This is a genomic window from Kitasatospora sp. NPDC051853 (assembly GCF_044452665.1).
Taxonomy (GTDB): domain Bacteria; phylum Actinomycetota; class Actinomycetes; order Streptomycetales; family Streptomycetaceae; genus Kitasatospora.
Genome location: NZ_JBITBY010000017.1, coordinates 34,834 through 53,109, shown reverse-complemented (window position 1 = coordinate 53,109; position 18,276 = coordinate 34,834). Strand labels below are relative to the sequence as shown.

Sequence of the window (18,276 nt, the reverse complement as noted above, 5' to 3'; positions counted from 1 at the left end):
ATGAGTCGGCCCGGCTGCCGGTTCACAGGTGCCGCCCGGTGTCAGAGGTCTTCCGGCGACGCAGGGAGACCAGCACGGCGGCACCACCGATGGTCAGCAGCACACCGGGTGCCACCAGGCCCAGGACGTCGGTGCCGGTCCGGGCGAGGCTGGAGTCGGCCGGGCCGCCCTGACCCGTGCCGCCGCCGGCCGGGGCGGGGGCACGGGTGGTGGTCGTAACGGACTGCGTGGGTGTCGGATTGCCGGGCGACGTGGACGAGTTGGACGGATCGGCAGTCGCCGAAGCTGACGCGGAGGGGGACGCCGACGGGGACGCGGAGGGGGACGGCGACGGGGACGGCGAGCCGGAGGGCTCGGGCGAGGCCGAGGCCGAGGGTGAGGGCGAAGGCTCCGGAGAGGTGGAGGCGGACGGGGACGGGGACGGGGAGCCGCTCGGGTCGGGCGGGATGGTACCGAGATCGCGCTTCAGGGTGCCGAAGGAGATCCCGGTGACACCGCCGAGCGCCTGGGTGGAGGCCCGGACGTCCGAGCCCTTCTGGCCGGCGGAGGCGACGTCGAAGCCGCCGTCGCCGTTCTGCCGGTCGGCCAGGAACTCGACGGCCTTGGCGATCTGCGCCGCGTACGTCCCCTGACGGAGCGTCATGCCCTGGACGGCCAGCGCGGCGGAGTTGGTGGAGTTGTCCGCCGCGCCGGGGAAGCCGCCGTCGGCGCTCTGGACGGAAGCGAGCCAGGCGAGGCCCTTGTCGACGGCCGCCGCCGCGTCTTCGCCGGGCACCAGGGCGAGCGCCATGACGGCCATCGCGGTGCTGTCCACGTCGGAGTCGCCGGTGGCGGGGATCAGGCTCGGCCAGGCGCCGTTCGGCTTCTGCAGGCCGCGCAGGTAGGCGGTCGGGGCGGCGGCGTTCGTGGTGTCCCCGGCCCGCAACTGGGCCGTCACGCCGAGGGCTTGGGAGAAGACCGAGGTCGCCCAGGTGTAGTTGCCCGCCGCGTCGCAGCCGAGGTCCTCGGAGGCCTTGGCGCAGACCGCCGCGTCGAGCGCCGCGATCAGGTCGTGGCCGCCGAACTTCCGCGGGTCGCGGCCGACGACCTGGGCGAGCAGCGCCTCCTTGCCGATCGAGCCGCCGCCCGCGTACTCGGTGCCGACGGCGGTCCAGTCGTTGACGGTGCGGTCGTTGCCGTCCCTGCCCTGCTGGTCGAGGAAGTCGACGATCCGGCGCAGCGCGGCGTCGTCGGTGCCGGTCGCGGCGAGCGCGAAGGCGCCGTCGATGGTGAGTCCGAAGTCGGCGAACTTGAAGCCGGGGACGGCGTCGTAGTAGTGACCGTCGATCAGGTGGGCCGGGTCGGTGAGGTACGTGCCGCCCTTGGCGAGGTCGGGCGAGCGGCTGGGCTTCGGGGTGGACGGGTCGGTGGTGCCGAGGTCCCGGCGGACGGTCGAGGGATCGGTGCCGGTGAGGGCGGACAGGTCCTGTTCGGCCGCGGCGGTGCCGGGGTGGCCGATCAGCACGGTGCCGGTCGCGGCGACCGCGACGGCCGAGGTGAGCAGGGCGGACGCCAGGCTGCGGCCTCCGCGCGGACGGGTGGTGCGACTGCTGACCCTCACCGAATGTCTCCCTGATCGGTCGATGCGGGAGTGACGGGGCAGCCGACAGGGCCCGGACGGGCCTGCGGTGACCGCGTCGTAGTCCGCGACGACGCACGTGCTTGCTGGTGGACTCCTCGGGATGGGCATTCCGGCTCACCCGCCGGCCGGCGGGTCCACGGTTGCGGGTCAGCGCCGGAGTTCGACCGGCTTCCCCCACCATCGAGAATGAAAAGCGGTTCATCAGACCATGTGGCCGTCCGGAGCGTCAACGCTGTGTCACGTCGCCCCCACCACAGCGCAACCAGTGCTGACCATCCGTCAGACCGGCACACCCGTAAGGCCCGGGAGGCGCCTGGGCGGGCGCCTCCCGGGCGGTACGGTCAGCCGGCCAGCTCGGCGCGGACCGTCCTGGCGGCCTCGACCAGGTTCTCCAGCGAGGCGCGGGTCTCCGGCCAGGCACGCGTCTTCAGGCCGCAGTCGGGGTTGACCCAGAGCCGTTCGGCCGGAAGGGCGGCGAGACCGGCGCGGAGCAGGGCGGCGGCCTCCTCGGCGGAGGGGACGCGGGGGGAGTGGATGTCGTAGACACCGGGGCCGACCTCGCGGGGGTACCCGGCGTCGGTGAGCTCGTGGGCGACCTCCATGTGGGAGCGGGCCGCCTCCAGGGAGATCACGTCGGCGTCCAAGTCCTCGATGGCGCCGAGGATTTCACCGAACTCGGCGTAGCACATGTGGGTGTGGACCTGGGTGTCGGCGCGGACGCCCGAGGTGGTGAGGCGGAACGCCTCGGTGGCCCACGCCAGGTAGCCGGCCCGGTCGGCGGCGCGCAGCGGCAGGGTCTCGCGCAGGGCGGGCTCGTCCACCTGGACGACCGCGGCCCCGGCGGCCTCCAGGTCGGTGACCTCGTCGCGCAGGGCGAGGGCGACCTGGCGGGCGGTGTCGCCGAGCGGCTGGTCGTCGCGGACGAAGGACCAGGCGAGCATGGTGACCGGGCCGGTGAGCATGCCCTTGACCGGACGGTCCGTCAGGGACTGGGCGTAGCGCTGCCAGTCGACGGTCATCGGGGCGGGCCGGGAGATGTCGCCGGCCAGCACCGGGGGCCGGACGTACCGGGTGCCGTAGGACTGCACCCAGCCGTGCTGGGTGGCGAGGTAGCCGGTGAGCTGCTCGGCGAAGTACTGGACCATGTCGTTGCGTTCGGGCTCGCCGTGCACCAGGACGTCCAGGCCGGCCTTCTCCTGGTACTCGATCACCTCGCGGACCTCGGCCTCCATCCGCTCCCGGTAGGCCGCCGCGTCGATCCGCCCGGCCCGCAAGTCAGCCCGGGCAAGCCGAAGTTCAGCGGTCTGCGGGAAGGAGCCGATGGTGGTGGTCGGCAGCACGGGCAGGGCCAGCCGGGCCCGCTGCGCCGCCGCCCGCTCGGGGTAGGCCTGGCCGCGTCGTGCGTCGGCCTCGGTGGTGGCCGCGACCCGGGCCCGGACGGCCGGGTCGCGGGTGATCGGGGAGCCGGCCCGGGACGCCAGGTCGGCGCGGTTGGCGGCGAGTTGGGGCGCGATGGTGTCCGTGCCCTCCCGCAGGCCCCGGGCGAGCAGGGCCGCCTCGGCGGTCTTCTGCCGGGCGAAGGCCAGCCAGCGGGCGATCTGCGGGTCCAGCTCGCGCTCGGCGGTGGCGTCCAGCGGGACGTGCAGCAGCGAGCAGGACGGCGCGACGTCCACCCGGTCGGCCAGGCCGAGCAGGGTGGCCAGGGTGGCGAGCGACTTCTCCAGGTCGTTGACCCAGACGTTGCGCCCGTCCACCACCCCGGCCACCAGCCGCTTGCCGGGCAGCCCGCCGACGGCCGCGAGGTCCGCCAGGTTGGCCGCGGCGGGCCCGGTGAAGTCCAGGCCGACCCCCTCCACCGGGGCCTTGGCGAGCACCTTCAGCGCCTCGCCGGCCCGGTCGAAGTAGGTGGCGACCAGGATCTTCGGACGGTCGGTGAGGGCGCCGAGGTCGCGGAACACCCGGGTGGCGGCGTTGAGTTCGGCCGGGGTGCGGTCCTGGACCAGGGCGGGCTCGTCCAGCTGGACCCACTCGGCACCGGCCGACTTGAGCTCGGCCAGCAGCTGGGCGTAGACCGGCAGCAGCCGGTCGAGCAGGGTGATCGGCTGGAAGCCGGCGGACACGCCGGGGGCCGGCTTGGCCAGCAGCAGGTAGGTCAGCGGGCCGACCAGGACCGGGCGGCCCCGGTGGCCGAGCCCGATCGCCTCGCGCAGCTCGCCGACCGCCTTGGCGGAGTCGGCGGTGAAGACCGTGTCCGGTCCCAACTCGGGCACCAGATAGTGGTAGTTGGTGTCGAACCACTTGGTCATCTCCAGCGGCGCGACCTCCTGGGTGCCGCGGGCCATGGCGAAGTAGCCGTCCAGCGAGTCGGCCTCGACGGCGGCGCGGTGGCGGGGCGGGATCGCGCCGACGGCCACCGTGGTGTCCAGGACGTGGTCGTAGAACGAGAAGTCCCCGGTGGGGACTTCGGTGATGCCGGCTCCGGCGAGGCGGCGCCAGTTGGCGCACCGCAGTTCGGCGGCGGTGGAGCGGAGGGCGGCGGCGCTGACGGTGCCCTTCCAGTAGCCCTCGACCGCCTTCTTGAGCTCACGGTCCGGCCCCTGCCGGGGGTAACCGTAAACGGTGACCTGCGAGGCGGTGGTGCTGGTGGTCACGGAGACTCTCCTTCGCGAGTCGCGCTGCGATCCCGGGAGGGCGCGCGGGCGAGGAGGTGTGACAGCGCGGACGCGGCACCAGGATGTGCCCGTCCGTTCCGCCGACCCGCCCACGAGGTCACCGAGATCACCGCGTGCGGGGTGCACACGGGCAGTGGCAGGTCTTCGGACTCGCGGGCACATCCGTCCTGGACAGGGCGGACACCTAGTGGCCGTCGCTTCCCGGGCCCGTCACGGGCCCAGTGCGTGTGACGGCGGTCGTTCCCACTCACCGCTGCGGGGCAGTCCCGGACTGGCCAGATGAAAGGCGTCACCGGGTTCCCTCTTACGACGCACCTGACAGGCTGTCAGGGCGAACCGACTGCGGTTCCCACCCTAGGCCCCCGCGCCGGTCCTGTCCCGCACGTCCGCATGCCGGAAGCGGATTCGAGACGGGGCCCGGGACCACGGTCCCGGGCCGGGGCGGTCCCCGGAGCACGTTCCCGGGCGCCATCTCGTCCTCGCCGGCGACGGATTGACGGTGCGTCGGATGATCCTCTGGGAGGGCGCCGGGACGAGGTCCGGCGCCCGAACCGGAGGGGCCCGACGATGAACGAGCACGCACCGCAGCACGCACCGCAGCACCACCGCCAGACCCGCCGCACCACCCGCCGAGGGGTGGCCGCCGCCGTCACCGCCGCGACCGCCACCGCCGTACTGGCCGGGGTCCTGGCACCGGCCGAGGCCTTCGCCGGCCCACGGCGGGACGTCGTGCAGCAGCGCCTCGACGCGCTGGTGAAGGACGACGGGATGCCCGCCGCCCTGGCCACCGTGAAGGGCCGCGACGGCCGCAGCCGCAGCTACACCGCCGGTGTCGGCGACGTCGTCACCAAGGCCAAGGTGCCGGTGGACGGGCAGGTACGGATCGGCAGCAACACCAAGGCGTTCACCGCCGTGGTGGTCCTCCAGCTGGTCGCCGAGGGCAAGGTCGGCCTGGACGCCGCCGTCGACACCTACCTGCCGGGCCTGGTGCGCGGGGAGGGCATCGACGGCCGGAAGATCACGGTCCGTCAGCTGCTCCAGCACACCAGCGGCCTGCCCGAGTACGTGAACCAGGGCGCCGTCCTGAGCGACCCCGGGCGCTACTACGAGCCGCGCGAACTCCTGGACGCCGCGCTGGCCCAGAAGGCCCACTTCGCCCCCGGCACCCAGTGGGAGTACAACAACACCAACTACCTGCTGGCGGGCCTGATCATCCAGAAGGTCACCGGGCGCCCGCTCGGCGAGGAGGTCACCAAGCGGGTGATCGACCGGATCGGCCTGCGCCACACCTCCTTCCCCGCCCCCGGGGACAGGACGATCCACGAGGCCCACCCCAAGGGCTACCAGCGCACCGCCGACGGCTCGCTGCGCGACTACACCGAGCTGGACCCGTCCTGGGGCTGGGCAGCCGGCGCCGTCGTGTCGACCAACAGCGACGTCAACCGGTTCTACGGCGCACTCCTGACGGGCCGTCTGCTGCCCGCGGCCCAGCTGGCCGAGATGCGCACCACCGTCCCCGCCGAGGCGATCGGCCCCGGCGCCCGCTACGGGCTCGGGCTGGTCAGCCGCCCGCTCTCCTGCGGCGGCCTCGCCTGGGGCCACGGCGGGGCGATCCCGGGCTTCGAGACCGTCGGTGGCGTCACCGAGGACGGACGCGCCGTCAACGTCGCGGTGACCACCATCCCGGCCCCCGAGACCGCGAAGCGCGTGGAGCAGGTGGTGGACGCGGCGCTCTGCCGCTGACCCCCGCCCACGGCACAGTTCCCCCGCACCAGTGGAGTCCTGATGAACCAACAAGCCCTGCAGCGGCTGCGGTACGCCGTGACGGCGACCGCCGCCGTCGGGCTCGCCCTGACCGCCTTCGCCCCGGCACCGGCCGAGGCCTCCGCCGGGCCGCGCCCGGACGTCGTGCAGCAGCGCCTCGACGCGCTGGTGAAGGACGACGGGATGCCCGCCGCCCTGGCCACCGTCAAGGGCCGCGACGGCCGCAGCCGCAGCTACACCGCCGGTACCGGCGACCTGGCCACCGGCGCCCCGGTCCCGGTCGACGGGCAGATCCGGGCGGGCAGCAACACCAAGGCGTTCACCGCCGTGGTGGTCCTGCAACTGGTCGCCGAGGGCAAGGTCGGCCTGGACAGCAGAGTGGACACCTACCTGCCGGGCCTGCTGCGCGGGGACGGCTTCGACGGCCGGAAGATCACGGTCCGTCAGCTGCTCCAGCACACCAGTGGCCTGCCCGACTACATGGACGCGCCCGCGCTGGCCGACTTCACCGCGATCCAGTACCGCTACTTCGAGCCGCGCGAACTCCTCGACGGAGCACTGGCGCAGAGGGCCCTGTTCGCCGCCGGGACCGGCTGGGCGTACAGCAACACCAACTACCTGGTGGCGGGCCTGCTGATCCAGAAGGTCACCGGCCGCCCGTTCGGGGAGGAGGTCACCAAGCGGGTGATCGACCGGATCGGCCTGCGTCACACCTACGTCCCGGCAGTCGGGGAGACCAGGATCCGCGAGGCCCACCCGCACGGCTACCTGCGCACCGCCCCCGGCGCGCCGCTGGTCGACTACACCGCGATGGACGCCTCGATGGCCTGGGCGGCGGGGGCGGTGGTGTCCACCAACACCGACCTGAACGCCTTCTACGGCGCACTCCTGACGGGCCGTCTGCTGCCGGCCGCCCAGCTGGCCGAGATGCGCACCACCGTCCCGGCCGAGCTGTTCGGTCCCGGCGTCCGCTACGGCCTGGGGATCCAGAGCCGGCCGCTGAGCTGCGGCGCTCTGGTCTGGGGCCACGGCGGCACCTCCCCGGGCCACCGCACCCGGGGCGGCGCCACCGAGGACGGCCGGGCTGCGACCGTCACCGTCACCACCGTCCCGGACGCGGCCGCCGGGCAGCGGGTGGTCGACACGGTCGACGCGGCCCTCTGCCGCTGAAACCGCTGCTCCGGCGGGGTGCCCTCCCGGGCCCCGCCGGAGCAGCGGCGATCCGACTCCTCCACTGCGGCCGCCGCCGGATCGACCGCGGCTTCCACCTCCGTCGGGCAGCCCGAACCGGTCCGGTCCGGTCCGGTCAGCCCCGCCGGGGGAGGGTCGGACGTGCTCAGGGGGCGGTGACGCCCGGCTGGGTACCCGCGCCGAAGGCCCAGCCCTCGACGTCGCCGGGAGCCGGGTCGTAGGAGGCCCCGCCCAGGTTGCTGTACACCCACGGAGTGCCGTGCTGGGCGTGCCAGTAGGACCAGTAGGCCGAGCCGGTGGGGTTCGTGCAGACGGTCGGCAAGCTGTTGATCCGGCAGACGAAGCCGGGGAAGCGCGGGTGGAAGGAGTAGGAGAAACCGGCTCCGGTCAGGGCCGCCAGGCCGCTGGCCGGGTCACCCGGGGCGCAGCCGGTCTGGATGCCGCCGCCGACGGCGGTGAAGTCCACCACCACCGTGACACCGGAGGTGCCGGTGCAGGCGGCGGCCCGGGCGGGAGTGGCGGTCACCACGGCGGAGGCGGCCAGCAGGCCGGCGGCCAGCGCGGAGGCGCCGAAAGTCCTTCTGGTGGTCATGGGTTGCTCCTTGACGGGTGGGTGGTCAGAGGCAGGCAAGGGTGGGCGCGTCCGGGCGGGCACCGTGCGCGGAGAGGGTGGCCAGCGGAGCTCCGGAGAGGCCGAGCACGGCCTGCGCGGTGGCCCGGGCGGCGTTGGCCGGGTCGAAGCCGGACGCGTCGTAGGCGACCGCCCCGCGGTTGGCCGGGGCGGCGGCGCAGCCCTGCTGGAACTTGACCAGGCTGCTCCAGCCCTTCAGGCCGGGCCCCAGGCGGCCGGCGGAGAACAGGGCCTCGGTGGCCAGGCCGGTGCTGTTGGCGTTGGAGGTGGTGGCGCCGCTCGCGGCGAAGCCGCCGTCCGTGTTCTGACGCGTGGTCAGCCAGGCGAGGCCCGAATCGGCCTTGGCGGTACGGCCGGTGGCGGCCAGCGCCTGGACGGCGAGGGCGGTGGCGTCCACGTCACCGGTGCAGGTCGGTTGGCCGAGGGCGACCGGGAAGCCGCCGTCCGCGCACTGGGTGCCGGCCAGGAAGTCCACGGCGGCGGCCGGGGCACCGCCCGGGGTGCGCTTGAGCGCGATCACGGCCAGGCTCTGGCCGAAGGTGTTGCTGTAGTCGCCCCACTGGGAGCGGTCGGAGAACCGGCCGGAGGCGGTCTGCAGCCCGCGCAGCCGCGCCGGGAGGTCGACCCCTCCGAACGAGGCCGGGTCGACGCCGCGGACCTGGGCGGCCAGCAGCAGCTTGGCGGTGGCACCGGCGTACGCCTCGGTGGTGCCGTCGCCGACGTAGCCGGCCGTGTTGGCGGGTTGGGCCAGCCAGGCGGTGGCCCGGGCGGCGGCCTGGTCGCCGGTGCGGGAGGCGGCGAAGGCGAACACGGCGTCGACGGTCAGCCCCTGATCGGGGTAGGCGACGCCGTCGAAGACCGACCCGAAGTGGTCGCCGTTCACCAACTGGCGGGCCAGCCAGCCGGCCGCGGCCGCGTCGGGGCGGACGGTGGCACCGGAAGAGGCGGTGGCGTGCGCGGCGGTGGCGGTGGGCAGGGCGGTGACGAGAGCGAGGGTGGACATCGCGAGCGAGCGGCGGAGCGCAGACATGAACTGCCTTTCCGGGCCTGGACGCAGGGGCCCGGAGGGCACCGGACGGAAGCCGGGCAGCCCGCAGGGCTCCGACCCGCAGACCACGACGGGAGGAGTGGGTACAGCACCTCCGCCACCGGGTATCCGGGCTCGCCGTCGACCTGGGCCGACGGCCTACCGTTGCGGGTCAGCGCCGGTTTCTGACCGGCTTCCCCCAAGGGCGGAGTCATGAGTTGACGGCCCATCATCCCGGCGTCGAAAACCCGCGGTCAAGGCCGAGCGGGTCACTCCGTCGGTTGGTGGTTGGGCCGGTTGCGGGTCCGATCCTTCGCGCTGCCCAGCTGACGGACAGTCAATCTCGTTGCCTCTGCTTGTTGGTGGCCCCGGACGTAGATCTTCGAATGCGTGCAACCTCAGGCCGGGCCAGAGCGTGTGTACAGACGAACGAACGATCGACGGATATGACGGGGAGACAGATGATGCGACGTTGGACGGCCGTACCGATGGCACTCGCGCTGGCCGGGATCGGAGCGGCGGTGGCGCCGGTGACGGCCTCTGCGGTGACGCCGACGGCAGTCGTCACGGTGTGCGAGACCGGCTGGGGCAGCCTCACCAAGACGGGTGGGGCCGCCACCGAGGACTACCGGTACATGACCGGTGTCAGGACGGGTACGCACCCCTGCTACGACCGCATGGTCGTCGACGTGCCCGGCTCGTCGCCCGCCAAGCCGGTCAAGTACCGGATCGAGTACCAGGATTCGCCGATCCGCACGACCACCGGCGACGAACCGATCCCCGTCGCGGGCGGCAAGGTCCTGAACATCGTCGTGTGGGCACACACCTACGACGCCGACTGGAACCGGACGTACCCGATGCGCACCGGGGAGAAGCTGCCCGGGCTCGACTTCACGGGCTACCCCACGTTCGTGGAGGCGCGGGGCGGAGGGATGCACGCGGGTGAGACGCAGATCGGGCTCGGGGTGCGGGACCGGCTGCCCTACCGGGTCTTCCAGCTCGACAACCGCCTGGTGATCGACGTGGCCCACACCTGGGGCACCACGAGCTGAACCGCCGGGCGGACCCACGCCCGGCCTCGCCCCCTGCCGGTGACCGACCGGTACGGGGGCGAGGCCGGGCTGGTGCATTACGTCGGCGTCGGACGCGCGGTGGGGGAGGGCGAGCGCGTCCGTGCCGGGGGTGCCTCTCCGGGGTTCGTCAAGGAAACCGGGCTGCGTGCCTGTGGGCCGGCCGGGCAGCATGGCGGCATGCCGGATCCGCGTTCACGCTTCCGGGCGAGGGCGTGGTGGCTGGCCGTCGCCCGGGGGTGCGGCGCGGGTGGGGTGCCATTCGGCGAGCAGGATCGTGGCGTCGTCGTCGAGCGGGTCGCGGTGGTGGTCGAGGACGGCGCGGATGAGGCGGCGCAGGGCTTCGGGGGCCGGTTCTTCGGCGGCCAGGGAGCGGGTGACGAGGTCGGTGAGCTGCTGCTCGCCGTAGCGTTCGCCGGTGCGGGAGCGGGCTTCGGTGACGCCGTCGGTGTGGATCAGGATGCGGTCGCCGGGTTCGAGCTGGGCCTCGTGGACGGTTCGGGTGGCTTGGTAGCCGGGGCCGATGCCCAGGGGCAGTTCACCGGGAGGGTTCAGGGCGTCGGCCACGACGTGGTTGGCGCGGATCAGCAGGGGTGGCGGGTGGCCGGCGTTGATCCAGACGAGCCGTCCGGAGCCGAGGTCGAGGCGGGCGAAGATCCCGGTGAGGAGGCGGCCCGGCAGCCACTGGTCGAGGTCGGCGTCGATGCGGTCGGCGATGTCGGTGAGGGTGCCCGTGGTGCGGCGGGTGGCCCGGCTGCCGGCGAGGGCGACGGCGGAGGAGAGTCCGGCCGCCAGGTCGTGGCCCATCGCGTCGACCACGGTCAGGTGGAGGTGGCCGTCGTCGAGGCCGTGGTCGAAGGCGTCGCCGCCGACTTCGTAGGCGGGCTCGACCACGGCGGTGGAGGTCACCTGCTCGGTGCCGATCGTCTGCGGCGGCAGGAACGCCCACACCATCTCGGCGGCGGTGGTCATGCGCCTGGTCCGGACGGTCCGGGCGAGTTGATCGCTGAAGGCGCTCTTGGACACCACGACCACGGCGACCACCGAGGCGAGCTCGGTGGCGGCCTCCAGCCGCTCCGGGGTGAGACGGTCGGCGGTCACCCGCAGCACGCCGATCCGCGTGATCCCGTCGAGCAGCGGCAGGTGCGCCACCGCGGGCGCGTGCGGCGACACCTGTGGTGTGACGGTCCGGTAGGCCCGCCCGGCCACGGAGCCGTCGATCTCCAGCTCTTCGGTGTTCATGACGGCGTACCGCCCCGGTAAGGGCACCAGTCGTTCCTGCTGGACGTCGGCGAGGAGGACCGTCGCGGAGTCCAGCCCCAGGCGGCGCGCGGTCTCCTCGACGAGCGCGGCCAGCTCCAGGGGCGCCAGGGAGTGCGAACGTTGCAGGAACCGGGACAGCGCCGGCTGCCATCGTCCGGACATCTGGCACCCACCTGTCGCGACGGAACCTTCCGTTTCGAGTGTGGAGCCGATCAGCGGCCGCCGCCCGGCCGTGCGGCGGGGCGTCGCTGCCGGAGGGGGCGGGGGACGTGGTACGGCCTGAGGGTGCAGTTGATGACGAGTGCTCACATGGCCGCGCGCTCACCTCGGGAGGCGGCGAACACTCCTGCGGGTCCGCTGGTGCCCGGGCCGGCCGGCCTCGCCGCGGTGAGCATTGTCGCGGAACCGGTAGGCATGGGTCCGGCGGTCACGGGGCAGGCGCGGCCCAGGACGCACTGCGGTGGACCGTCCGCGGTGCGGAGAGATGGGAGGCAACACGATGGGAACCGTCGACATCTGGGCGTTCCGCGCCGACTCCGGCCACGTCTCCGGGGCCGACCTGGTGGGCTTCAAGGTCGAGGCGACCGACGGCCAGATCGGAAAGATCGACCGGCTCTCCGAGGAGGCCGGATCGAACTACCTGGTGGTGGACACCGGGCCGTGGATCTTCGGCAAGCACGTCCTGCTGCCGGCCGGAACCGTCTCCCGGGTGGACTTCGAGAACGAGGTGGTCCACGTCGACCGGACGAAGGACGAGATCAAGGACGGTCCCGAGTTCGACCCGCACAAGCACGAGGACGACACCGACTACCGCGAGCGGTACGTCGGCTACTACGGCCCCTTCTACGGTGGCCCGGTCTTCTGACGGCCGGTCACCAGGCCGGCCCAGGTCAGGCCAGGGCGGACGGCGGTACGGGACCGCTTCGACGGAACGGAGGACGGCATGAGCGCCGGCGACAAGATCAGGAACACGGCGGAGAAGGCGAAGGGCAAGGTCAAGGAAGGCGCCGGCAAGGCGTCGGGCAACGAGCGCCTGGAAGCCGAGGGCAAGGTCGACCAGGCCAAGGGCGACATCAAGCAGGCGGGTGAGCACGTGAAGGACGCCTTCAAGCGCTGACCCACCGTCACGAGGCCGGCCGCCGTCCGAGCGAGAGGACGGCGGCCGGCCTCGTGACGGCCTCGGTGCCGCGCTGTGGTTCCGGGAGCCGGGTGGCGTCCCCGCATGCCGGAGTTGCCATACCGGAATGCGGGTGCACACTTGAGGGGTGGTGGACAGGCGTGAGCCCCGCACCAGCTGGACGTTCCTGACCCAGCACGCGCGGGTGCTGCTGACGGTCTCGCGCGACCCGGAGGTGCGGTTGCGGGACCTGGCCGCCACGTGCGGCCTGACGGAGCGGGCGGTGCAGTCCGTGGTGTCCGACCTGGAGACGGCCGGCTACCTGACCCGGGTGCGCCACGGGCGGCGCAACCACTACGACGTCGTCCGGCACATGTCCTTCCGCCACCCGGCCGAGGCCCGTCACGAGATCGCCGGACTGCTGGAGCTGTTCGACGACTCCGGCCGCGGCGGCCCCCGTGCACCGGTCCGGCTCCCTCCCCCTCCCGGCGGTGATCGAGATGAGCGTGACGAGCACCCCTGACCTCGCCCCGCAGCCCCGGCAGCACACCGGCCGGCCGCGCCAGGGCCGAGCCGCCGAAGGACGGCGCAACCCCGCCATCGTTCCGACCGGCCACCCGAGGAGCGCGCGCTGATGGACGCCTCGCACATCACCCCGCACCCCGATGACTGGTCCCAGTCGGCCCAGTTGACGATCACCACGGACAGCACCGCCGCAGGTGTCACGGTCGTGCACCTCGCCGGGGAGATCGACCTCGACGAGGGGGCCGCCTTGGAGGACGTCCTCACCCGGGCCCTGGTGGCCCGGCCGTCCCGCTTGGTCGTCGACATGACCGAGGTCGGCTACTGCGACTCGGCCGGCCTCAACGCCCTGCTGAAGACCCGCACGGCCGCCACCGCCGCCGGAGTCGACCTCCTGGTCGCCGGAGTCGGAGACCGCATCACCCGGCTGCTCTGGGCCACCGGCACCACCGACGTGTTCACCATCACCGAGACCGTCGAGGACGCACTCGCCCACGTCCGGGGCGACTGAGCGCCCGCGCCTGCCGTACCCGCGGTGATTCCGCTGGCGAGGGATCCGGCGCAAACGCCAACCCCGGACCTTCGCAGGGAGACGACGGGACGCGGACCTGGGGGCCGGCACGTTCACGTGGCCCGGGCCAGTGTCTGCGGTGGGCGGGGAGGCCCTGCCACCGGGCGGCTCGTCACCGGGACGGATCGAGTGAGGTGCCGGTGGGTCGACTGCTCCGCGCCGTGACGGGTACGCGCAGGTCACCACACCCGCAAGCCGCTGCGAGCGGCCCGGTGACCGGAGCGATTCCCATGGCCGCAGCCTCCTCCGCCGTCCGTACGGCGCGCCGTCGGCACTACCTGATGTGCCCGCCGACCCACTTCACGGTGAGGTACGCCATCAATCCGTGGATGGACCCCGCCCGGCCCGTCGACACCTCACTCGCGGTACGGCAGTGGGCGGCTCTGCGCGACGTCCTGAGAGCCCTGGGGCACCACGTCGAGGAGGTACCGCCCGAACAGGGCCTGCCGGACATGGTGTTCGCCGCCAACGCGGCCACCGTCGTCGACGACCACGCCCTGATCGCCACCTTCCGACACCCGGAGCGCGCTCCCGAGTCGGAGGCCTTCCACCGGTGGTTCCGAGAGCACGGCTACCGCACCTCCCGCGCCCGGGACCTGAACGAGGGGGAGGGCGACCACCTCCTGACCGACGACACGATCCTGGCCGCCGAAGGCTTCCGCACCTCTCACCGCTCCCACCGCGAGACCGCCGAACGGTTCGGCCGCCCCTTGGTGAGCCTGCAGCTGGTCGACCCCCGCTTCTACCACCTGGACACCGCGCTGGCGGTCCTCGACGACCGCGAGATCGCCTACTACCCGGGAGCGTTCTCCGCCGACAGCCGCAGCCTCCTGAGCCGTCTGTTCCCCACGGCCCTGCTGGCCACCGAGGAGGACGCGGCCGTTCTGGGACTGAACGCCGTGTGCGACGGCCGCAACGTCGTCCTCCCCGCCGCGGCGACCACACTGGCCGGGCGCCTGGCGGAGCGGGGCTTCACCCCCGTCGGCGTGGAACTGGGCGAGCTGCTGAAAGGAGGCGGCGGACCCAAGTGCTGCACCCTCGAACTCCGCCACCGCGCCCCCACCGGCTCCGGAGGCACCGTTCAGGCGGGCCGATCCGGCGTGGCACCGGGCCGGCCGTCCGCCGTGCGAACCGCTTCGGCGAACGATCTGCGAGCCACCAACGGCGCACTCATCCAAAGGAGTTGGCGATGAACGAGAGACACGATCCGCTCCGGCCGGTTGACGGCCCGGCCGGACCGGAGCAGCCGATCCACTGGAGTACCGAACAGATCCTGATCGGCGGACGCGGCGCCGCCGCGGGCTGGACGGTCACCTGGCAGGCCGACGACGCCCTCAACGGCGGAGCCGGACTCATGCGGCTCGCCAGGGCCGGCCGTACGCTGTCGGTGCTCTTCTCGCACGACGGCGCGTTCCGCCACGCGCGGGAGAGCGGCCCCGGAACCGGTGAGCTGGAGCTGCGCCGGGACCAGGTGCTGAGGCAGCTCGAGAAGCCCGATCCCGACGCGCCGCAGCCGACGGAGACACCGGCCGCCGAGAGCAGCACGACAGCGGGGATCTCGGTACCGGAGCCGCCCGAGCTGCGCTCCGCCTGGGGTGCCTGGCCGCTGGTGCTGGTGATCCTGTTGGTGCTCTGCGTCGTGGTGTTCATGGTCGCGCGGATCTTCAACTGGTAGTCCTGCCGGACGGCTGCGGCCCGCAGGCCCGCGCACCGCGGGATCGTCATGGCGGGCCTCGGTCAGGTGGAGGAAGTCGGCTCCCACGGCCGTCTCCTCCTCCACTCGGAGCTGCCGGCACTCCGCCGTCCAGGTCCGGCCGGAGACCAGGCGCCCGCCCGGATTGGGCGGGCCGTCGCGGGGCAGGCGCAGCTGTACGCCGACAGATGGGAGAGAGCGCCATGGTTCTCTTCGGACTACTCCTCCTGGGGGCGGTCGCCGCCTTCACCGGGCTGCTGATCGCCGACAACCTCGACGGCGGCCCCGAGTACACGGTGACCGTGCTCGGCAACGAGCTCGCCACCATGAACAGCCTGTCGATCTTTCTCGCGGGGATGGCCCTGGCCCTGCTGTTCGGGTTCGCCCTGCTCCTCCTCCGTGGGGGCGGCATGCGCTCCCGCCGCCGGGCGCGTGAGCGCGCGGCCCTCACTGCCGCGGCTGCCCACGCCGACGCCGTACCGCCGACCCCGCGTACCGGCGAGCCGGTCGCCGACCCGACCGCCACCCGCCGCAAGCACCGTCTGCACTTCGGCCACTGACCGGTCCCCGGCAGCGGCCCGCACCGACGCGCCGTGAAGGCCCGCACCCACAGAAGGAGCCAGCCAGGTCATGTCCGAATTCGGCTACTTCCTCTCCTGCGAGGAGTTCACCCCCGAGCAACTCCTCGCCCAGGCCCGGCGGGCGGCGGAGGCGGGTTTCACCCGCCTGGCGGTCTCCGACCACTACCACCCCTGGAACGATGCCCAGGGCAACAGCCCCTTCGTCTGGTCGATGATCGGTGCACTCTCCCAAGCCGTCGACCTGCCCCTCACCACCCTGGTGACCTGCCCCACCGTGCGCCTCCACCCCGCCGTCACCGCCCAGGCCGCCGCGACCTCCGCCGTCCTGCTGCGGGGCCGCTTCACCCTGGGTGTGGGCACCGGCGAAGCCCTCAACGAGCATGTCCTGGGCGACCGTTGGCCCGCCTTCAGCGAGCGCGCCGAGATGCTGGAGGAAGCCGTCGAGGTGATGAGGCGGCTGTTCACCGGCGGCCAGGTCACCCACCACGGGCGGCACTACACGGTCGAGAACGCGCGCCTGTACACCGTGCCCGCCGAGCCGCCGCCCGTCCTCGTCTCCGGCTTCGGGCCCGCAGCGGCCGCGCTGGCCGGGCGGATCGGCGACGGGTTCGTCACCATGACCCCCGACCGCGATCTGGTGGGGGAGTTCCGCAAGGCCGGCGGTGCCGGAAAGCCCGTCATCGGCGGCGTCAAGGTCTGTTGGGACGATGACCGGGACAGGGCCGTCGACCTGGTGCACCGCCTGTGGCCCACCGAGCTGCTGCCGGGAGAGCTCGCCCAACTGCTTCCCAGCCCGGCCCACTTCGAGCAGGCCGCCGAGCTCGTCACCCCCGCCATGGTCAGCGACTCCGTGACCTGCGGCAACGACCTCGAGGCGCACGTCTCCGCCCTGCGCTCCTACGTCGAGGCAGGGTTCGACGAGGTCTACGTCGGCCAGATCGGCCCCGACAACGAGGCGTTCTTCGACGCCTACCACCACAGGGTGCTGCCCGCCCTGGCCACCTGAGGTGTCGTCAACGCGACCGGTGGGGTTCGCTCGGCTCTCGGCACCCGGTCGTTCCTGACCGGGCGGGCAGTGCGGCCGTCACCGTCCGCCGAGGAGGAAGGACACAGCGATGGGCATCGCCACCGGCCCGCTCCCGCAGCTGCCAGGGCCCCGGGGGCCGCTCTCCGCCGCCTTGACCGGCCTGCTCCGTGACGGTGCCCCGATGACCGGGGTGCCCGTGCCGAGGGAAGACGACGCCGCGACGGGCTGGGACGAGGACACGCAACTCGCCCTCTACCTCTGCTACGAACTGCACTACCGCGGCTTCGCCGGGGTGGACGACGGCTGGGAGTGGGACCCGGGCCTGCTGGGCCTGCGGCACCGGCTCGAGACACGTTTCCTCGGCGCCGTGCGCGCCGAGATCGGGACGGTTCCGCCGCTGGCGGAGCAGTTGGACGCGTTGCTGGTGGAGCCGGCGGACGGGGACGGCGTGTCGCACCTCCTGCTCCGCGAGGGCCGACGCTGGCAGGCCCCGGAGTACCTGGTGCACCGCTCCGTCTACCACCTCAAGGAGGCCGATCCGCAGGCGTGGGTGATCCCGCGGCTGCACGGCGCCGCTCAGGCGGCGGTGGTGGCGATCGAGTTCGACGAGTACGGGGCGGGCCGCGCGGAGCGGGTCCACTCCCGCCTGTTCGCGGACATGATGGCCGACTTCGGGCTCGACACCGGTTACGGGCACTACCTCGACGCCGTGCCCGCCCCGGCGCTGGCGGTGGTGAACCTGATGTCCCTGTTCGCGCTGCACCGCCGTCACCGGGGAGCACTGGTGGGGCAGTTCGCGGGTGTGGAGATCACCTCCTCCCCGGGGTCCGCCCGCCTGGTCGAGGCGTTCGAGCGGCTCGGCGCGGGTCCGACGGGCACCGCTTTCTACCGGGAGCACGTCGAGGCCGACGCCGTCCACGAGCAACTGGTGCGCCACGGTGTCATCGAGGCCCTGATCCGCGACGAGCCGCACACCGAGCAGGACATCGCGTTCGGCCTCGCGGCAGCCTCGCTGGTGGAGGAACGACTCGCCCGACACCTCGTCAGCAGCTGGCGTCGGCAGCGCAGTTCGCTGTACTCGCCACTCGGCGGTGCACCCGGGCTCTCGCCCTGAGCCGACGGCGGTCAGGCCTGCTCGCCGTCGGCAGGGCGCTCCACCGACGGGCGGGAGCGGCGACGGTGGCTGGTGTCGCAGAACGGGTAGCGGCGGCTGCGCCGGCACAGGCACAGGGCCACCACCGGACGCTCGCTCACCACCACCGTGCCGTCCGGCAGGACGACCTCGACGGGGCCCTCGACCAGAACGGGGCCGATGGCCCGGGGCATGGCCATCCTCACCGCGGGACGGTCAAGACGTCCGGACACCACGGATCACCACCAACTCCTCCACCCGCTGACCGAGTTCGACCAAGCCCTGCTCCTCCAGCCACCGGGCCCGCCCCGTCATCACCGGCCCGAAGGGAATCGTGCGACGCGCGACCACCTCGGCCGCCAAACCCTAATCCGTAGTGAAGGCGGTGCCGAAC

General features: G+C 73.1%; 18 protein-coding genes and 3 riboswitches. Of the genes, 12 read left to right on the top strand and 6 right to left on the bottom strand.

What is annotated here, in order from left to right; all coding sequences use genetic code 11:
* Window positions 1–22: 22 nt before the first annotated feature.
* Both ACIA8O_RS36340 and metE read right to left on the bottom strand, forming a co-directional pair.
* Entirely contained in the window at window positions 23–1,600 is a 1,578-nt protein-coding gene (locus ACIA8O_RS36340) for a prenyltransferase/squalene oxidase repeat-containing protein (RefSeq protein ID WP_396298331.1), read from the bottom strand.
* Between the two features lie 102 nt (window positions 1,601–1,702).
* Window positions 1,703–1,847: riboswitch (cobalamin riboswitch) on the bottom strand.
* Between the two features lie 115 nt (window positions 1,848–1,962).
* Window positions 1,963–4,272: a 5-methyltetrahydropteroyltriglutamate--homocysteine S-methyltransferase gene (gene metE / locus ACIA8O_RS36335; RefSeq protein WP_396298330.1), complete on the bottom strand. Its 2,310-nt coding sequence runs from the start codon at window positions 4,270–4,272 to the stop codon at window positions 1,963–1,965.
* Between the two features lie 138 nt (window positions 4,273–4,410).
* Window positions 4,411–4,649, bottom strand: a riboswitch (cobalamin riboswitch).
* Window positions 4,650–4,860: 211 nt separating this feature from the next.
* Between metE and ACIA8O_RS36330 the strand changes: the two genes are divergently transcribed.
* A complete protein-coding gene (locus ACIA8O_RS36330; RefSeq protein ID WP_396298329.1) occupies window positions 4,861–6,036 on the top strand; it encodes a serine hydrolase domain-containing protein in 1,176 nt (391 codons plus the stop codon).
* Window positions 6,037–6,078: 42 nt separating this feature from the next.
* Window positions 6,079–7,227: a serine hydrolase domain-containing protein gene (locus tag ACIA8O_RS36325; protein ID WP_396298328.1), complete on the top strand. Its 1,149-nt coding sequence runs from the start codon at window positions 6,079–6,081 to the stop codon at window positions 7,225–7,227.
* 166 nt (window positions 7,228–7,393) lie between these two features.
* Here the strand turns inward: ACIA8O_RS36325 and ACIA8O_RS36320 are convergent, their stop codons facing one another.
* Together ACIA8O_RS36320 and ACIA8O_RS36315 are read right to left on the bottom strand one after the other, a co-directional pair.
* The gene (locus ACIA8O_RS36320) at window positions 7,394–7,840 is read right to left on the bottom strand and encodes a flagellar hook-length control protein FliK (RefSeq protein ID WP_396298327.1); all 447 of its coding nucleotides are present in this window, start codon (window positions 7,838–7,840) and stop codon (window positions 7,394–7,396) included.
* A gap of 25 nt (window positions 7,841–7,865) precedes the next feature.
* Window positions 7,866–8,909 (bottom strand): peptidase, encoded by a 1,044-nt coding sequence (locus ACIA8O_RS36315; protein ID WP_396298326.1) that lies wholly within the window; start codon window positions 8,907–8,909, stop codon window positions 7,866–7,868.
* A 120-nt stretch (window positions 8,910–9,029) separates the two neighbouring features.
* A riboswitch (cobalamin riboswitch) is annotated at window positions 9,030–9,106 on the bottom strand.
* A 264-nt stretch (window positions 9,107–9,370) separates the two neighbouring features.
* Here ACIA8O_RS36315 and ACIA8O_RS36310 point away from each other — a divergent pair.
* Window positions 9,371–9,958 carry a hypothetical protein gene (locus tag ACIA8O_RS36310; RefSeq protein WP_396298325.1) on the top strand — a complete coding sequence of 196 codons (588 nt, stop codon included), beginning with the start codon at window positions 9,371–9,373 and terminating at the stop codon, window positions 9,956–9,958.
* 213 nt (window positions 9,959–10,171) lie between these two features.
* On the opposite strand, the gene ACIA8O_RS36305 is transcribed toward ACIA8O_RS36310, so the two are convergent.
* Entirely contained in the window at window positions 10,172–11,401 is a 1,230-nt protein-coding gene (locus ACIA8O_RS36305; protein WP_396298324.1) for a PP2C family protein-serine/threonine phosphatase, read from the bottom strand.
* 337 nt (window positions 11,402–11,738) lie between these two features.
* Between ACIA8O_RS36305 and ACIA8O_RS36300 the strand changes: the two genes are divergently transcribed.
* The 9 genes from ACIA8O_RS36300 to ACIA8O_RS36260 all read left to right on the top strand — a co-directional run bounded on the left by ACIA8O_RS36300 (window position 11,739) and on the right by ACIA8O_RS36260 (window position 17,864).
* Complete coding sequence (locus tag ACIA8O_RS36300; RefSeq protein WP_396298323.1) at window positions 11,739–12,104, top strand: PRC-barrel domain-containing protein; 366 nt, start codon at window positions 11,739–11,741, stop codon at window positions 12,102–12,104.
* Window positions 12,105–12,182: 78 nt separating this feature from the next.
* Window positions 12,183–12,356 carry a CsbD family protein gene (locus ACIA8O_RS36295; RefSeq protein ID WP_396298322.1) on the top strand — a complete coding sequence of 58 codons (174 nt, stop codon included), beginning with the start codon at window positions 12,183–12,185 and terminating at the stop codon, window positions 12,354–12,356.
* Between the two features lie 148 nt (window positions 12,357–12,504).
* Window positions 12,505–12,879 carry a helix-turn-helix transcriptional regulator gene (locus ACIA8O_RS36290; protein WP_396298321.1) on the top strand — a complete coding sequence of 125 codons (375 nt, stop codon included), beginning with the start codon at window positions 12,505–12,507 and terminating at the stop codon, window positions 12,877–12,879.
* A gap of 111 nt (window positions 12,880–12,990) precedes the next feature.
* On the top strand, window positions 12,991–13,389 hold the full coding sequence (locus tag ACIA8O_RS36285; RefSeq protein ID WP_396298320.1) for an STAS domain-containing protein: 399 nt from the start codon (window positions 12,991–12,993) through the stop codon (window positions 13,387–13,389).
* Between the two features lie 290 nt (window positions 13,390–13,679).
* Window positions 13,680–14,642, top strand: a complete 963-nt coding sequence (gene ddaH, locus ACIA8O_RS36280; RefSeq protein WP_396298319.1) for a dimethylargininase — start codon at window positions 13,680–13,682, stop codon at window positions 14,640–14,642.
* Window positions 14,639–15,124 carry a DUF6480 family protein gene (locus tag ACIA8O_RS36275; RefSeq protein ID WP_396298318.1) on the top strand — a complete coding sequence of 162 codons (486 nt, stop codon included), beginning with the start codon at window positions 14,639–14,641 and terminating at the stop codon, window positions 15,122–15,124. Before ddaH ends, ACIA8O_RS36275 begins: the two co-directional genes overlap by 4 nt.
* 221 nt (window positions 15,125–15,345) lie before the next feature.
* On the top strand, window positions 15,346–15,702 hold the full coding sequence (locus ACIA8O_RS36270; RefSeq protein ID WP_396298317.1) for a hypothetical protein: 357 nt from the start codon (window positions 15,346–15,348) through the stop codon (window positions 15,700–15,702).
* A gap of 70 nt (window positions 15,703–15,772) precedes the next feature.
* On the top strand, window positions 15,773–16,729 hold the full coding sequence (locus ACIA8O_RS36265; protein ID WP_396298316.1) for a TIGR03557 family F420-dependent LLM class oxidoreductase: 957 nt from the start codon (window positions 15,773–15,775) through the stop codon (window positions 16,727–16,729).
* Between the two features lie 109 nt (window positions 16,730–16,838).
* Entirely contained in the window at window positions 16,839–17,864 is a 1,026-nt protein-coding gene (locus ACIA8O_RS36260; RefSeq protein ID WP_396298315.1) for an iron-containing redox enzyme family protein, read from the top strand.
* 11 nt (window positions 17,865–17,875) lie between these two features.
* On the opposite strand, the gene ACIA8O_RS36255 is transcribed toward ACIA8O_RS36260, so the two are convergent.
* Window positions 17,876–18,076 carry a CDGSH iron-sulfur domain-containing protein gene (locus ACIA8O_RS36255; protein ID WP_396298314.1) on the bottom strand — a complete coding sequence of 67 codons (201 nt, stop codon included), beginning with the start codon at window positions 18,074–18,076 and terminating at the stop codon, window positions 17,876–17,878.
* Window positions 18,077–18,276 lie beyond the last annotated feature (200 nt).